Source organism: Micromonospora sp. WMMB482, assembly GCF_019038635.1.
In the GTDB taxonomy this organism is placed as follows: domain Bacteria; phylum Actinomycetota; class Actinomycetes; order Mycobacteriales; family Micromonosporaceae; genus Micromonospora; species Micromonospora marina.
Window position 1 is genome coordinate 54436 of record NZ_JAHOPD010000020.1, and the last position, 14551, is coordinate 68986.

Annotated in this window: 11 protein-coding genes; 5 read left to right on the forward strand and 6 right to left on the reverse strand. The window is 71.4% G+C overall.

The window, feature by feature from the left end; all coding sequences use genetic code 11:
- Nucleotides 1-4 precede the first annotated feature (4 nt).
- Genes KSK32_RS01115 through KSK32_RS01135 form a run of 5 tightly spaced genes read right to left on the reverse strand, consistent with a single transcriptional unit; the run spans nucleotide 5 to nucleotide 9113 of the window.
- Nucleotides 5-997, reverse strand: a complete 993-nt coding sequence (locus KSK32_RS01115) for a substrate-binding domain-containing protein (protein WP_216928024.1) — start codon at nucleotides 995-997, stop codon at nucleotides 5-7.
- A gap of 25 nt (nucleotides 998-1022) precedes the next feature.
- Nucleotides 1023-2111 carry an ABC transporter permease gene (locus tag KSK32_RS01120; RefSeq protein ID WP_216928025.1) on the reverse strand — a complete coding sequence of 363 codons (1089 nt, stop codon included), beginning with the start codon at nucleotides 2109-2111 and terminating at the stop codon, nucleotides 1023-1025.
- Complete coding sequence (locus tag KSK32_RS01125) at nucleotides 2108-3721, reverse strand: sugar ABC transporter ATP-binding protein (protein ID WP_216928026.1); 1614 nt, start codon at nucleotides 3719-3721, stop codon at nucleotides 2108-2110. The genes KSK32_RS01120 and KSK32_RS01125 overlap by 4 nt, the downstream gene beginning before the upstream one ends.
- A complete protein-coding gene (locus KSK32_RS01130; protein ID WP_216928027.1) occupies nucleotides 3718-5841 on the reverse strand; it encodes a family 43 glycosylhydrolase in 2124 nt (707 codons plus the stop codon). Before KSK32_RS01130 ends, KSK32_RS01125 begins: the two co-directional genes overlap by 4 nt.
- Nucleotides 5841-9113: a DUF2961 domain-containing protein gene (locus tag KSK32_RS01135; RefSeq protein ID WP_216928028.1), complete on the reverse strand. Its 3273-nt coding sequence runs from the start codon at nucleotides 9111-9113 to the stop codon at nucleotides 5841-5843. Before KSK32_RS01135 ends, KSK32_RS01130 begins: the two co-directional genes overlap by 1 nt.
- A gap of 376 nt (nucleotides 9114-9489) precedes the next feature.
- Here KSK32_RS01135 and KSK32_RS01140 point away from each other — a divergent pair, with 376 nt between their 5' ends.
- The 4 genes from KSK32_RS01140 (at nucleotide 9490) to KSK32_RS01155 (ending at nucleotide 13515) form a co-directional block, all read left to right on the forward strand.
- Complete coding sequence (locus tag KSK32_RS01140; protein ID WP_216928029.1) at nucleotides 9490-11016, forward strand: VCBS repeat domain-containing M23 family metallopeptidase; 1527 nt, start codon at nucleotides 9490-9492, stop codon at nucleotides 11014-11016.
- Nucleotides 11017-11031: 15 nt separating this feature from the next.
- Nucleotides 11032-12027, forward strand: coding sequence for an alpha/beta hydrolase family protein (locus KSK32_RS01145; RefSeq protein WP_216928030.1), 996 nt, complete (start codon nucleotides 11032-11034; stop codon nucleotides 12025-12027).
- Nucleotides 12028-12210: 183 nt separating this feature from the next.
- On the forward strand, nucleotides 12211-13299 hold the full coding sequence (locus KSK32_RS01150) for an IS630 family transposase (protein ID WP_216928031.1): 1089 nt from the start codon (nucleotides 12211-12213) through the stop codon (nucleotides 13297-13299).
- Between the two features lie 39 nt (nucleotides 13300-13338).
- On the forward strand, nucleotides 13339-13515 hold the full coding sequence (locus tag KSK32_RS01155; RefSeq protein WP_216928032.1) for a hypothetical protein: 177 nt from the start codon (nucleotides 13339-13341) through the stop codon (nucleotides 13513-13515).
- A gap of 5 nt (nucleotides 13516-13520) precedes the next feature.
- Here KSK32_RS01155 and KSK32_RS01160 read toward each other — a convergent pair whose 3' ends face one another.
- Entirely contained in the window at nucleotides 13521-13907 is a 387-nt protein-coding gene (locus KSK32_RS01160) for a hypothetical protein (protein WP_216928033.1), read from the reverse strand.
- Nucleotides 13908-14130: 223 nt separating this feature from the next.
- Here KSK32_RS01160 and KSK32_RS01165 point away from each other — a divergent pair, with 223 nt between their 5' ends.
- Complete coding sequence (locus KSK32_RS01165) at nucleotides 14131-14385, forward strand: hypothetical protein (RefSeq protein ID WP_216928034.1); 255 nt, start codon at nucleotides 14131-14133, stop codon at nucleotides 14383-14385.
- Nucleotides 14386-14551 lie beyond the last annotated feature (166 nt).

The window sequence follows — 14551 nt, forward strand, 5'->3', positions numbered from 1 at the left end:
GCGCTCAGAGGCCACCGAGCTTCGCGTACGCCTCGGCGGCGTTCTCCTTGGTGATCCGCATGGTGCCCAGCGTGGTGGTACGCGGGACGTCCTCGGCGCAGTCGACGAGGATCTTCCGGGCCAGCTCGACCGCCTCCCGGCCGCCGGTGGCGTACTGGAACGTGGCGGCGAGGCGGCCCTGCTCGACGGCCTTGATCCCGCCGGAGGGCACCGGCAGCGCGTCGATGCCGGTGAACTTGATCCGCTGCGCCTTGCCCGCCGACTTCGCGGCGAGGTAGGCGCCCTCGGCCATCGGGTCGTTGTGCGCGTAGATCGCGGACACGTCCGGGTGGGCCTTGATCAGCGCGTCCGCCACCGACTGTCCCTTCTCCCGCAGCCAGTCGCCGGGCTGGGAGGCGACGATCTGGATCTTCGGGTTGGCGGCGATGCCGTCGCGGAAGCCCTGCGCGCGTTCGGCGGCGGGGGTCGAGCCGGGCAGCCCGGCGATCTCGATCACCTTGCCGCCGTCGGGCAGCAGCGTCGTGGCGTAGAACTCGCCGGCCGCCTTGCCGATCGCCACGTTGTCGCCACCGATGAACGCGGTGTACGCGTCCCCCTCGACCTTGCGGTCCAGCACGATCACCGGCACGCCCTGGTCGTACGCCTTCTTCACCACGGCGGTCAGCGGCTTGGCCTCGTTCGGCGAGACGATCAGCAGGTCGATCTTCTGGGTGAGGAAGTTCTCCACGTCGGCGACCTGCTTGCTGTTGTCCTGCGCGGCGTCGGAGACCACGACGCGGAGGCCGGGCACCGACTTCGCCGCCGTCTGCACGTCGTTGTTCATCACCTGCCGGTACGGCTCGGCGTTGTTGGCCTGGGACATGCCGATCAGGAAGTCCTTGCCGGCGCCGCAGGCACGGGCCTGCCCGGCGTCGTCGGACGGCTTCTCGACGCTGCACCCCGTCGCCGCCAGCGCGCCGGTGACCAGCAGCGCGAGCAGTGTGGTTCGCTTGTCCATCGGTGGCTCCTCGGAGTCGGTTCGGTCAGGCGAGGCCGCGGCGCAGCTTCTGCAACGCCGCCGCGAGCACGATCACCAGTCCTTTGATCAGCAGCTGGACGTTGGCGTCGATGTTGTTGAGCGCGAGGATGTTGTTGAGGATGCCGAGCAGCAGCGCACCGGCCAGGGTGCCGCCCATCGAGCCGGAGCCACCGGCCAGGCTGGTGCCGCCGATGACGACAGCGGCGATCGCGTCCAGCTCGTATCCGGCGCCGTCGTTCGGGCTGCCCTGGTTGAGCTGTCCCGCGTGGACCACGCCGGCCACCGCCGCCAGGAGGCCCGCGACGGCGAACACGGCGACCTTGACCCGCGTCACCGGCACGCCGGAGAGCCGGGCCGCCTTCTCGTTGCCGCCGATCGCGTAGACGTGCCGGGCGAACGCCGTCGTCCGCAGCACCACGACAGCGGCCACCCCGATCAGGACGAACAGCACCGCCGGCACCGGGAGCACACCGTTTATCGAGCCGTTCAGCAGTTCGAAGGCGGGCGGCGCCTCCTGGGGTCCGTCGCCGTAGGCGATCGGGATGCCGAGGCCGCCGGACCATATCCGGGCGATGCCTCGGGCGACCTGGAGACCGGCCAGTGTCACGATGAACGACTGGATGCCGAGGCGGGCCACGGCGTACCCCTGGAGCGCGCCGAACAGGGCGCCGATCGCGAGCACCGCGGCGACGGCGGGCAGGATGCCGAGCCCGGAGTCGACCATGAGCGTCGCGGTGCCGACCGCCGACAGACCGAGGATCGCCCCGACCGACAGGTCGATGCCGCCCAGCAGGACGACGAACGTCATCCCGATCGCGATGATGCCGATCTCCGACACCGCGCGGACGATGTTCCCCAGGTTGCCGGCGGTGAGGAAGAGGATCTCGCCGTCGCGGCGCGGGGAGGCGAGGACCGCCACCACGAAGACCACGAGCAGCGCGAAGAGACTCTGCACCGCGAAGAGCCGGTCGGCGAGTTCCCGGCGGCTGCGCGGCCGGCGCAGCCAGTGGGCTGTCGCGCCGCGCAGTCCGGCCGTACCGGCGGCCGGCCCGGTCACTGCCGGCTCGGGCGGCGGCACGCGGGTGTCGGTCATCGGTCGTCCCTTCCGGCGGCCGGGCCGCCCATCGCCGCCGCGAGGACGTCCTCGGCGGTGCAGCCGCCGGTGGCGAGGTCGGCAACGGCCCGGCCGCGGCGCAGCACCACCACCCGGTCACAGACGCCGAGCAGCTCGGGCAGTTCCGAGGAGGCGAGCAGGATGCCAATGCCGTCGCCGGCGAGCCGGCGCAGCAGCCGGTAGATCTCCGCCTTCGCCCCGATGTCGACGCCGCGGGTCGGCTCGTCCAGCAGGAGCAGCCGCGGCTCGGTGAGCAGGTGGCGGGCGAAGACGACCTTCTGCTGGTTGCCGCCGGAGAGCGCGCCGACCGGCGTGGCCGCCGACGCCGTCTTGATCGCCAGATCGGTGACCGACCGCGCGACGGCCGCCCGTTCCCGGCCGCGGCTGACGAACCCGGCCGAGGTCAGCCTGGACAGGGCGGCCAGCACGATGCTCCGGCCGACCGGGTGGTCCAGGACCAGCGCGGAGCGGCGCCGGTCCTCGGGGACGAAGCCGACGCCGGCGCGCAGCGCCGCGCGGGGCCGGCGCGGCGCGTACGGGCGGCCGGCCAGCAGCACCGTGCCGGTGCGGCGACCCGCGGGCCCGGCGCCGAACAGGGTCTCCAGCAGTTCGGTACGTCCGGCGCCCATCAGCCCGGCCAGGCCGACGATCTCGCCGGCCCGCACGGTCAGGTTGATGCCGTCCGGGTCGCAGCGGCCGGGCCGGGGCGCCCGGGGCCGCACGGCCAGGTCGGTGACGTGCAGCAACGGGTCGCCGCCGGCCGATCCGGGCGGCGGGCCGGGAGCGTCGGCCACCTCCGCCGGGGCGGGCTCGAACAGCGACGCGGCCCGGCCGCCGACCATCATCGCCACGATCCGCCGCCGGTCCATCCGGCCGGCCGGTACGACACCGGCTACGGAACCGTTGCGCAGCACCGTCGCGCGGTCCGCGACGACCTCGATCTCCTCCATCCGGTGGGAGATGTAGACGACGCCGACGCCCCGCCGGCGCAGGCCGCCGATGGTGGTGAACAGCCGGCGTACCTCCCCGTCGGCGAGGGCGGCCGTCGGCTCGTCCATGACGAGGACGCGGGCGTCCAGGGCGAGCGCCTTGGCGATCTCGACGAGCTGCTGCTCGCCGACGCGCAGTGAGCCGACCGGGCGGCGCGGGTCGATGTCGGCGCCGAGCCGGTCCAGGTGTTCGCGCGCAGTACGGGCCGCGGCCCGCCGGTCGACTGTGCGCAGCCGGGTCCGGGGCTCCCGCCCGAGCACGAGGTTGTCGGCCACCGACAGCGCGGGCACCAGGTCGAGTTCCTGGTGGATGGTCGCGATCCCGGCGGCCTGGGCGGCGGCCGGGCCGGTGAACCGTACCGGCGTCCCGTCGACTGCGACTTCTCCGTCGTAGTCGGTGATCACGCCGGACAGGACGTTGATCAGAGTGGACTTGCCCGCGCCGTTCTCGCCCAGCAGCGCGTGCACCTCGCCCGCCCGTACGTCGAAGTCGACGCCGTCGAGCGCCGTCACGCCGCCGAACCGCTTGGCCACACCGGTCGCCGCGACCACCACCCGGCCGCTCGGGCCGGGCGCGTCGCGGGTGTCCACGCCGGTCATGGGATCGCGTTGATCGCGGCGTGCGCGGCGTCGGCGAACGGCACGTCCCGCCGGACCCCGCTCGCGGTCAGGCGCCAGGTGCCGCCCGCGTACTGGCCGGGCGCCCAGGACAGGCCGCCGGAGCGCCACAGCGGCTGCCAGGCCGCCATCGCGTGGCCGGCGTCGTACCAGGTGTTGTCCCCGCGCCAGGCCGACCCCCACCGGTGCGCCGCGACCACCGAGAGCCCGTCGCCGGTGCTCATCGTCCAGCGGGGCATGCCGGTGACGTCACCTGTCGGCCGCACCTCCGCCACAGGGTCGCCGACCAGCGGCGACGCGCCGTCGATGTTGAACGCCACCTCCCACACCGCGGCGGTCGGCCACCCGTTCACCGACCAGGTGACGTCGCTCTGCAACCCGGGACCGGTCCACCGGGGCGTCACGGTGAGCAGCCAGTCGGCGGTGACCGGCTCGTCGCCGAACGGGATGCCGACCAGGTTGATCCGGGAGCCGTCGGCCGACACGTCGACCCGGGCCGGCGCCCCGGCCCGGTCGGTCACGTCGAACCGGCCGACGGCGAGGTACGGGCCGGTGCCCCGGTGCGACGAGTCGAGCGCGGGACGGTGGTTGCCGGCGCCGGCCGGGTCCACCGCCAGCTCGGCGATCCGGGCGTTCGGCCAGGTGCGCACGTCGGCGCGTAGGAATCCGGTGGTCACCGTCCAGCCCCGGGCCACCACACCGGTAGACCAGGTCAACGGCGCCAGCCAGAGCCCGCCCTGACCCCAGCCGGCGTGGGTCAGGTACCAGTTGGAGCCGTCCACCACGACCTCGGCGGCGTGCGCGTCCAGCACCGTCACCTTCTCCGCGCCGTCGAAGCGCAGGGGGTCGCGGCTGCGGTAGACGGCCGTCCGCCGGTACGCGGCGCCGTAGTCGGTGCCGTCGCAGCAGACGAACAGGTACCACCACTCCCCCCGGCGCACCACGAACGGCGACTCCGTCTGCCCGCCCGCCCGGCCGGTGTACGGCGAGGTGTACGCGATCGCGCGGCCGCTCCACGAACGCAGATCGGTGCTGGTCCGGTACGCCACGACATGGTTGCCGCCGGACGGGCTCGACGTGGCCGTGTAGTACATGACCCAGCGCTCGCCGGCCCGGGTCACCATCGGGTCGCGGCCCTCCCACCCGTCGATGAACAGCGGGTTGGCGGAGCTGCGGGTCCAGGTGAACAGGTCGGTCGAGGTGGCCAGGTGCATGCGGTACCGGGCGTAGTCCGGGTTCCCGGCCGCGTAGAACATGTAGTAGACGCCGTTGTGGTGGACGACGTGCGGGGCCCAGATCCACTGCTCCCCGGCCCCGGGGTCGGCCGCCAGCGCCACCGGCCGTTTCGTCCACGGGCCGGTCGGGGTGGGCGCGGTGGCGTGCCCGAAGACCTTCTCGTCCTGCGGCGCGCCGGGTTCGGCGTGGGTGATGCCGAACAGATGCCACACGCCGGTCTGCTCGTGCCGCACCAGCGTGTGGTCGTTGTAGTACCAGGTCGTCGACTCCCCGGCGCTCGGGTCGTAGACGCGCGTGGACGCGCCCCGCGCCGGTGTCTCGCCGAGCGTCTCGTACGGCGTGGTGGTGACCGCCGCGAGCGGGCCGACGCGACGCAGCGTCACCGTGTCCAGCCCGGCGAAGAAGCCGGTGGAGGACGCGGACCGGCCGGTCACCGTGACGGTGAGGCGGTGCGTGCCGGCCGTCAGCGACGCCGAGCCCAGCGGCACCGCCCCTGTGCGCTGCACCGCGCCCGCGTACCCGTCGAAGAGCTGGCCGACCGCCACCCCGTCGACGGCGAAGCGCAGCGTGCCGTAGTCGCCGGCCCGGGTGAGGACCGCGCCGAGGTCGTACTGCCCGGCCGGCACCGACGGCAGCGTGAGGGTCACCGCGTCGCCGGCGCGGGCGCCCCGGAACCACAGTTGCCGTCCGCCGGACCAGCTCACCCCGCAGCAGTCGGCCTGCGCGCCGACCGGCGCGGTGGCGGAAACGACGGCGAGCGACTCGGCCTCGAACCGGACCGGGTCGTCGGCCGCTGCCGGTCCGGCCGGGACCGCCACCAGGGCCACCCCGAGCAGGAGCGCCGCGAGGGCACGCCGGGCGCGCATCACGATACGCTCGGGCGGGGCAGGTCGGTGCCGGGTGCGAACCGGTCGTGCCAGCGGTTTCCCGGTGGCCCGAATCCACCGCCGGTGGAGAGCGAGACGAACACGTCGGCGGTCGGGCCCCTGGTGAACGCGACCACGTCGGCCCGCCCGTCGCCGTTGAAGTCCCCCACCCCGGGCAGCTCGTCGCCGAACGCGAAGTGGTCGTGCCACTTCCAGGAGCTCTGCACGAAGCGGGTGCCGTCGGAGAGCGACACGAACACGTCACCGGTCGTGCCCCTGGTGAACGTCACGACGTCGTCCCGACCGTCACCGTCCACGTCGCCCACCGTCGGCAGCTCGTCGCCGACGGCGAAGCTGTCGTGCCACTTCCAGCCGTCCTCCACGAAGCGGGTGCCGTCGGACAGCGACACGAACACGTCGCCGGTCGTGCCCCTGGTGAAGGTCACGATGTCGTCCCGCCCGTCCCCGTCCACGTCGCCCACCGCCGGGAACTCGTCGCCGAGCGCGAAGTGGTCGTGCCACTTGACGCCGGGTCCGAAGCCGGAGCCGGTGGAGAGCGCCACGTAGACGTCGGCGGCGGCGCCGCGAGTGAAGGTGATGATGTCGGCGCGGCCGTCGCCGTTGACGTCGCCGACCGCCGGGATCTCGGCGCCGGCGGCGAAGAAGTCGTGCCACTTGATCCCGGCGGAGTATCCGGAGCCGGTGGAGAGCCCGACGTAGACGTCGGCGCTGTCGCCACGGGTGAACGTGATGACGTCCGCGCGGCCGTCGCCGTTGACGTCGCCGGTGAGCGGCACCTCCGCGCCGACCGCGAAGAAGTCGTTCCACGGCCGGCTGTCCGGCACGAACCGGGTGCCGTCGGAGAGCGACGTGAACACGTCGGCGGCGGCGCCTCGGGTGAAGTCGACGGCGTCGTCGCGGCGGTCGCCGTCGGCGTCGCTGGTGTTGCGGGTACGGGTGGTGGCCGACACCTCGGCCGAGGGCGCGGCGGCGTTGCCCGACCCGTCGACGGCAACGACCCGGTAGTAGCGGGTCTGCGCGGCCGGCAGCGGACCGTGCCGGAACGTGGTGGCACGTGTGGTGCCGACCAGGTTGGCGGCGGTGATCGCCACCCCCGGGTTCCGGGACGCGTAGACGCGGTAGGAGACCACGCCGACGTCGTCGGCGGAGGGGGACCAGGTCAGGCCCAGCGCGTGCACGCGCCCGCCGGACAGGGCGAGACCGGCGACCGGTGCCGGGGCGACGGTGTCGGTGAACGCCGCGACCATGCTGTCGGCCAGGTATCGGACGGCGGTCCAGGCCGGCGCGCCGCTCGCTGGGGTGAGCTGGACGGTCACCGCCGACCGGCCCGCCGTCAGCGCCGCGGGCAGCACGAACTCGTCGGCCAGCCAGCGCTGCCTGTCGTTGCCCAGCGGCTGGAGCCACACCCCGGCCGGTGTGCCGTCCACCGACACGGCCGCCTGCTGGTAGCCACCGGCCTGGTCACCGTGGCGGCGCAGCCGTACCCCCTGGTTGGCCGGGTCGATCGCCAGCCGGAAGCGGACCGGGGCGGTGGTGGCGCGGACCTGGCCGGTCTGCGGGACGTTGTCGTCGTCGCCCTCGAAGGCGGCGGTGAGCGCGGTCTGGGTCGCCGGGGAGTCGGTGTACGCGTGCGCGGCGCGGCTGGCGGCGTCGCCGGTGACGACGGTGTCGGTCCGGCGCGTGGTGACGGTGCGCTGGGTGTAGAGGAACGCGGTCGAGGCGTACTCGGCGGGCATGTCGTTGGCCGGTCCGTGCTCGATGCCGAAGCGCAGCGCGGTGCCGTACGCCACCGCGTCGCCGATCATCAGCCGGTAGGCGGCGTCGCACTCGTCGGCGCATCCGCCGCCGCGGACCAGGTGCGCGGTGTTGCCGGTGAAGACACCGCTGTACTCGCCGCGGTTGAAGTACCAGCCCGACTCGTAGAAGTCCTCGGTGCCGGTGCCGTAGATCTGCGGCGTGGGCGAGCCGTCCACGTGCACCCGCTCGTCGCCCTCCAGGTAGTTGCGGGTGTTGCCGCCGATGATGTGGCCCCGCATGGTCTGCGAGACGCCGACGAACCGGCCCCGGCCGGACTGGTCGGCGATGATCCAGTCCGCGCCGCCGACCGTCTCGGCGCGGCGTGACTGGGTGGTGAAGTAACCGGCGCTGCCGTCGGCGGCGAGCCGGGACGTCCACTCGGCGCCGGGCGCCGACGTCACCTCGACCTCGACGCCGCCGACTGCGGTGCTCGTCGTGTTGACGAGCGTCACGGCGGCGGCGGTGCGGAACGGCATCGGCCACCATGCGCTGTACCAGCCGCCCGGCGCGGAGTCCATGGCGAACATCAGCGACCGTACGGTGCGCTCGCCCAGCCCGGCGCCGAAGAACTCGCCGACCGGGCTGTCCACTGTCGTACGTCCGTCGAACGTCATCCGCAGCCGCAGCCCGGCGAGCGTCGGCGCCCCGGCCGCGGCGTCCGGTACGCGCAGCCGCAGCGCGGTGATCGCCCGCGGGCCGGTCAGGGCGGCCAGCGACACCTGCCCCTGCGCCGGGGCGGTGACTGTGGCGCGGATGGTGGCGGCGCCGGCCTGGGCGGGCTTCGGGTCGCGGGTGCCGGCGGCGCGCAGCAGCGCGACCACGTCGGTGGCCGGGTCGTCCGGGTCGAACCGGGACACCCCTGCCGCGTCGGCGAAGGTGCGGTAGGTGACGTGATGGAACAGCGGGTTGTGCTGGGTGGTGATCCGCATGGACTCCCGGTAGGGCATGGGCACCTTGACCGTGACGCCGCCGGACGTCTGGTCGGCGTTGCTGACGAGCGGCGCGACGAACGGGCTGCCGAGCCGCCCGTCCACCAGGTCCTGGAGGTCGGCCTGGACGACCACGACGCCGTCGAGTTCGACGCGGATCCAGCCGGTGGCGCGGACGTTGCCCTCGTCGCGGGTGAACCAGATCGACTGCACCTCGCCCGGGCCGCGCGCCTCGGCGATCACGCATCCGTCGCTCTGGCGCAGGCAGGACCAGGTGCCGACGAAGCCGTCGTCGTTGGAGCCGTCGCGGCCGAAGCTGGAGAACTGGTGGGTACGGGTGCCGGCGGCCAGCTCCGGCAGGCGGTCGAGCCGGCGGTAGGCGTCCCAGCCGATCGGCCCCTTGTCGTCGGCGACGGCGAGAGCGGGAGCGGCGACCGGTATGGCGGCGGACGAGGTCGCGGGGACGGCCAGGGCCACCAGCGCGGCTGCCGCGGCGCCGGCCCAACGGGGGATGCGAAGCCTCATCGGTGTCCCTTCCGAACGGCCGTGAGAGCGTCGAGAAATCGATTGCTGGCGAGTCAACCGTCAGGCTTCCACCGTTGTCAATACCTTCGCTCCGGCTTTCCCCGGCCGGCGCCCCCGGGTCGGGCGGGTGACGCCCTGCGGAGCCGCCGACGAAGGAAGTTTTCCGCCGACCTGACCACCCCGGCGGGTATTGACAGACGCCGAAGTGTGCGGTTTCACTTCTCCTCAGCGCCGCCCGTCCCGCCGATCGAGACGAGACGCCGCCTCCTCCGATGTGACCTGTCAGGGCCCGCGCCCATCGGGGTCACGTCCCTTGCCCCGACGCGCCGACGCGCCGCTTCCCGACCGCGCATCCCCTCCGGTGAGGAGTCACCGCATGTCCAGGTTCCCGAAACGTGCCGCCCGTCGCGCCCTCGTCGCGCTGCTCACCCTGGCCGCGGCCATCCTCACCGCGGTGACGGTCACCCCGTCACCGGCACTCGCCGCGCCCAACTTCAAGGCACCGTTCCCCTGCGGGCAGCGGTGGACGTACAGCCACCACAGCGCCGAGGTGCGGCAGGCGCTGGACTTCGTCCGTGCCGACGGCGGTGTCACAGGCGGTACGCCCCAGATGGCGTCCGCCGCCGGAGTGGCCCGGCGCTACTCGCAGCCCAGCGGCGCCGGCAACTACATCGTCATCGACCACGGCGGCGGATGGACCACCTACTACTTCCACCTCAGCGCCTACTCGGTGCCCGACGGCGCCTACGTGCAGCAGGGCCAGCAGATCGGGATCACCGGCAGCACCGGCAACTCCTCCGGCGCGCACGTGCACTACGAGCAGCTCTACAACGGTGTCGGCCAGGTCATCTCGATCAACGGCGTCTCGCTCGCGCCGTATCCCGGCCAATACAACCAGCGGTTCCTGGTCAGCGACAACTGCGGCACGCCACCGCCGCCGCCCGCGCCCCGCTATTTCGGTGGTTCGCCGACGGATTTCACCGGTGACGGTCGGGATGACGTGGTCGCGTTCACCCACGGTGCGCTGGCCGACGCGTATGTGGCCACGTCGACGGGTTCGTCGTTCGCGGGCACGTCGGTGAAGTGGCACGACTGGTTCGCCCTGTCCGGAGAGACCCCCCTGACCGGAGACGTCAACGGCGACGGACGAGACGACGCGATCGTGTTCACCCACGGCACCACCGCCGACGTCCACGTCGCCCTGTCCACCGGCACATCCTTCGCCGCATCCGCGAAATGGCACGACTGGTTCGCCCCCGGCACCGAAGTCCCCGCCGTCGGCGACGTCAACGGCGACGGCCGCGACGACATCATCACCTTCACCCACGACACCAACGCCGACGTCTACGTCGCCCTGTCCACCGGCACCTCCTTCACCGGCACCGCCGTGAAGTGGCACGACTACTTCTCCATCGCCGGGGAGTTCCCCGCCCTCGGCGACGTCAACGGCGACGGCCGCGACGACATCATCACCTTCACCCAAGGCCCCGCCACCGCCGCCGACGTCATCGTCGCCCTGTCCACCGGCAATGGTTTCGGGGCACCGCAGAAATGGCACGACCTGTTCGCCGTCGGCGCCGAGCAGCCCCGGGTCGGCGACATCAACGGCGACGGCCGCGACGACATCGTCACCTTCACCTGCAACACCGACGCCGACGTCTACGCCGCCACCTCCACCGGCACCACCTTCACCGGAACCACGATCAAATGGCACGACTTCTTCTGCCTACCCGGCGAATTCCCCTACCTCGCCGACGCCAACGGCGACGGCAAAGACGACCTCGTCGTCTTCACCAAAGGCACCACCAACGACGTCTACGTCGCACTCTCCACCGGCACCACATTCGCCCCCAGCACCAAATGGCACGACTACTTCGGCCTCACCAGCGAAACCACACTCTGAGCCCCAGGAGGAACCATGCCGCACGACCGGAACATCTCCCCTACCGTGAGCCGCCGGCGGCTGCTCACCGGCGCCGCCGCGGTCGCGGCGACCGGCTCCCTCGCCGGCGCCTTCACCGCGCCGTCCGCGGCCAATGCCGCCGTCAACGGGTACGGCCTGCGCATCGTCGACCGCAACGAGAACGGCGGCCGGTTGCAGTACTACCGTTTCGCCACCGACGCGATCGAGTGGGATCCGGCGGTGAACGTGCTGCTGCCCGACGGCTACCACACCAGCCGCAAGCGTTACCCGGTGTTATATCTGCTGCACGGCGGCAACGCGGACTTCCGCACGTTTCACCTCCAGGACAACATCATCAACCTCACCGCGGGCCGCGAGATCATCGTCGTCATGCCGGACGCCTCCACTGGCTGGTACAGCAACCCGGTCAGCACCAATGTCGGGCCGCGCAACTGGGAGACGTTCCACATCGCCCAGTTGCTCCCCTGGATCGAGGCCAACTTCCGCACATTCCCCGAGTACAACGGCCGCGCCGTGGCCGGCTTCTCGATGGGCGGCTTCGGCGCCCTCAAGTACACGGCGAAGTACTACGGCCACTTCTGCTCGGTCAGCTCCCACTCCGGGCCGGCCAGCCTGCGCCGCGACTTCGGCCTGGTCGTGCACTGGGCGAACATCACCTCAGCCGCGCTCGACCTCGGCGGCGGCACCGTGTACGGCGCGCCCCTATGGGACGAGGCACGGGTCAGCGCGGACAACCCGATGGAGCGCATCGAGAGCTACCGCAACAAGCGGATCTTCCTGGCAACCGGCACGTCACCCGACCCGGTCAACTGGTTCGACTCGATCAACGAGGGTCAGGTACTGGCGGGCCAGCGCGAGTTCCGGGGAGCGCTCAGCCGGGCTGGCATTCCGCACGAGTGGCGCGAGGTGCCGGGCGGCCACTACTTCCGCCACGAACTGTTCGTCCAGGACCTCGCCGGCATGCTCGGCCGGCTGCGCCGCGCCGGCTGACCCACCGGACCTGCGGCGCGTGGCAGGCCGCCACCAATCCGGCGACGGCCTGCCACGCCCGGTCGGCGGACCGCACGCCGCGCCCTCCAAGTGCCGCGCCTCCCCCTCGTGCACGGACGGTGTTCACATAGGTGAACTAGTGTTCTGAGTCGTTAGTTCGGCAGCAGATAGTAGGCTGTTGGCATGGCTGGTCGTCCGCGTGGCGTGGTGGAACTGACCGATGACGAGCGTGTGTGCCTGACCCGGTGGGCGCGGCGGGGTAAGTCGTCGCAGGCGTTGGCTTTGCGGTCGAAGATCGTGCTGTTGTGCGCCGATGGCCTGGTGAACACGCACGTCGCGCAGCGGCTTGGGGTGTCGCGAGACATGGTGGGCAAGTGGCGCAGCCGCTTCCTCGCGCGTCGGTTGGAAGGGCTGGTCGACGAGCCGCGGCCGGGGGCGCCTCGCCGGATCACCGATGATCAGGTCGAGGAGGTGATCGTCAAGACCCTCGAACGGCAGCCGACCAATCAGGACAGTCACTGGTCGACGCGGTCGATGGCGAAGGAGACCGGGTTGTCGCAGACGGCCGTGTCGCGGATCTGGCGGGCGTTCGGTCTCAAGCCGCATCTGGTGGACACGTGGAAATTGTCGGCTGACCCGTTGTTCGTGGAGAAGGTCCGTGACGTCGTGGGCCTGTACCTGGACCCGCCGGTCAAAGCGATGGTGCTGTGCGTCGATGAGAAGTCCCAGATGCAGGCCCTGGAGCGGACCCGGCCGATGCTGCCGATGATGCCCACTGTCCCGGCCCGGCAGACCCATGACTACGTTCGTCATGGCGTGGCCAGCCTGATCGCCGCGTTCGATCCGGCCACGGGCAAGGTCATTGGGCAGCTGCACCGCCGGCACCGCCATCAGGAGTTCCTGAAGTTCCTGAAGGTCATCGACGCCAACACTCCCACCGAGATGGATCTGCACCTGGTGCTGGACAACTACGCCACCCACAAGACCCCGGCCGTGCAACGCTGGCTGGCCGCGCATCCCCGCTTCCATCTGCACTTCACCCCGACATCGGCGTCGTGGCTCAACCTCGTCGAACGGTGGTTCGCCGAGCTGACCAACCGCAAACTCCGCCGATCCAGCCACCGCAGCCTCGCCGACCTCGAAACCGACGTCCAAACCTGGATCGACGCCTGGAACAGCGACCCGAGACCGTTCGTCTGGACCAGAACCGCCGACGAAATCCTCAACAGCCTCGCCGCATACTGCAGCCGAATTAACGACTCAGGACACTAGTTCGTCGGCCACCGCACGCGCCTCGTCAAGGACGACTCCGTGCGGGACGAACATCGCATCGACGTCCCTGGTCACCCGTTTCGCACCGTAGGCGAGCGCCATCGCCGCACCACCCACCACGAAGATGTCGGCGACGACCCCGCGACGGACAAGCCGCTCGCCCAGGTGAGCGAACGCGCGCTCGAGTTCCGCGCGCCCCATCAGAACGCCGTCTGACCCGCTCACGCCGCAGCCAAGTCGTGAACGGACAGGTACACGCCATGCTTTCGGAATGCAGCCGGGGCCCATGCCAGGGCGTCGGCCCGGTGGATGGCCAGCTCGGCCGGGAACCACGCCCGGCGCAGCACGCGTGTGTCGACCCATGCGGGCGGAGCAAGATCTGCCTGAGCCAGCAGGTGCTCCGCGACTGCGGCAAGTAGCGCATCCCACCGAGAGTCCCCGGTCAGCCCAGGCTCCTCGCTCAACAGGTCGATCCTGGTTTCTGCGGGTTCCCAGCGGTACTCCTCGAGGAACTCCCATACGAGCTTCCAGCGAGTCTGGTCGGTGTCCGCGGATGCCAGATGGGTGGCCAACCTGGCCAGACTCATCGGTTCGTAGCTGGCACCCATCGGGCAAGCCTCACCTTCGAGCCGACGGCTTCATCCGTTGCAGACTATCGCGGCGCCGACCGCGAACACCGCAGAGACGAGGTGGCGACGGGATCCGATTTTCGTGCTGCACCCCTGCTCGGACCGTTGACTCACGCTGCACGCGCGGGATCACTTTTGTGATCTTGGCTGAAGGCGGCGCAGCTTGTGGCGTTGCCGCGAACTTACAAGGGGTACATGCGGGGTGACTCTCAGTCAGATTGCGATCGAGAAAACGACGAAGCTGGTCGAGTTTCTCGCGGAGGTGACGGCCGCAGTCGAGCGGGATCCAGTGTGCGACATTCGTCGATACGACCTCGCTGCGCTCGAGGAACCGGTCTGGGCCCAGGCGACGATGTGCGGCCGGGCCTGGTTGGTGATGGCGGCGGTGACGGCGGACCCGTCAGCCGGCACCGCCAACCGGCGTTCGCGCCAACGTGCCGACGGTGTCTGGCATTGATGGACCGTCTGTTCCCGGCTCCTGCGGTCGACGAGCGGGTACCAGTCGTAGCGCAACTGGTCGTCAACCTGGTGCGGCAGCACGGGTACGCAGAGGTGCGACGGGTGCCCGGCGACTAACTTTCCGCACTACGCAAAGCCAGTCGCCCTCCAGATCAAGGACACGA